The following is a 1,386-nucleotide window of genomic DNA, read 5'->3' on the forward strand; positions in this document are numbered from 1 at the left end:
TACTCTTGTTCTATGCTTTCATCTTCATACCCATTTTCCTTATCGTATTCATCAAAAAAGGAAGATTCCTTTGAATCTTCCTTCATTAGTTTTTTGTTAGTTTTTGCATACCTGCTTTAGTTCTACTGTCAACTTCTTTAGCTACCTCAATCCATTTAACTTGAATTTCATCTGCTCCTAAACCTTCTAATAATTCTTCCTCTGTAAATTTATTATCAAAGACTTCCACTAAGAAGGTAACTAACATATCATAATGCTCTAGTTTAAAAGGAAGTTGCTTCTCTTCCACCTCACTTAATACACTTTGTATTTCTAAAAATCTTCTATATTTCATTCCAGTTATTTTTCTAGCTGAAAAACTTTTATTTTCCCCATTAATATTTAATACTATATTCAAAATAAATTCCTCCTATTGTGTTTTTTGTACTGGCTCCTGCACCTTATCAAACCAACTTTGTATAGCTTTTTTTGCATCTTTATGCTCTTCCTTAAGATAACTTTCATTAACTCTTACCCTCCAGTTACCATCTTTAGCTCTTGGATAGAAAGTACCTTTTAATTTAGGGGTTTGAGTTTTTAATTTATCCTGTTGAGTTTCATAGGTATCTGTAGTTCCATCATTGAACTTACCACAATAATTCCATACAAATTCATATTTTTTATCTGTTCTTTTAGCTCTCCATCCTATGGCAATTTCATTAGCCCTATCATCTTGATTATCTATTAAAAATCCATTTTCATATTTACATCCTCTTAATAGTGCTTCCTGCTCTGGACTTAAATCGTTTATTTCTATTTCAATTTCAATACTTTCTAAGGTTTCAATAACATCCTCTGTACCATCATCTGAATAAATTTTATCCACCTTTTTCTTTTCTGTTACTTTAGCACTTATGGACCTAGCTAATTTTTTAACTGTATCTGTAGTATAGTTAGATGCACTATTTTCTTTAACTACTGAAATACTAATATCTCTAAGTCCCATTCTTCTACTATTTACTATGGTTTCTGCCATTAATTTCCCTCCTTATTCTTCAGCATTTGCTATATAAAACCTTAAAGCCTTATGATATAGCTTTGTGTCTATTTCAAATTGATCTCTACCATCTATATAAATAAAGTCCTTATTTTTCATTGCTTTCTTAACTTTTCTTTTTAACCCCTCCACATTTTCCTTGCTCCAAATATCCACCTGAATATAATTTTCTATACTTTCATATTCATCATCAGAATAATCCTCTGGAATCTCACTAAAGGTAAAAAAGGTTATATGGGTTTTATTTAAACTTTCATCATACCACCCATATAAAACTGGTACTTTTAAATCTTTTAAAGCTTCTAATATTTTTTTATTCATAGTCCTTACCTTAACTTTTCAATTAATTT

The 1,386-nt window shown here is 29.7% G+C and carries 3 protein-coding genes; all 3 read right to left on the reverse strand.

All coding sequences use genetic code 11. The annotated features are described in order from the left end of the window. Positions 1-85: 85 nt before the first annotated feature. From gpG to GBZ86_RS19040, 3 genes are read right to left on the reverse strand one after another with little or no spacing between them, the layout of a single operon-like run. The gene (gene gpG / locus GBZ86_RS19030) at positions 86-397 is read right to left on the reverse strand and encodes a phage tail assembly chaperone G (protein WP_152891990.1); all 312 of its coding nucleotides are present in this window, start codon (positions 395-397) and stop codon (positions 86-88) included. A gap of 12 nt (positions 398-409) precedes the next feature. Continuing rightward, entirely contained in the window at positions 410-1,015 is a 606-nt protein-coding gene (locus GBZ86_RS19035; RefSeq protein ID WP_152892279.1) for a major tail protein, read from the reverse strand. Positions 1,016-1,027: 12 nt separating this feature from the next. Beyond that, complete coding sequence (locus GBZ86_RS19040) at positions 1,028-1,357, reverse strand: hypothetical protein (RefSeq protein WP_152892281.1); 330 nt, start codon at positions 1,355-1,357, stop codon at positions 1,028-1,030. Positions 1,358-1,386 lie beyond the last annotated feature (29 nt).

This window comes from Clostridium tarantellae, from assembly GCF_009295725.1.
Classification (GTDB): domain Bacteria; phylum Bacillota; class Clostridia; order Clostridiales; family Clostridiaceae; genus Sarcina; species Sarcina tarantellae.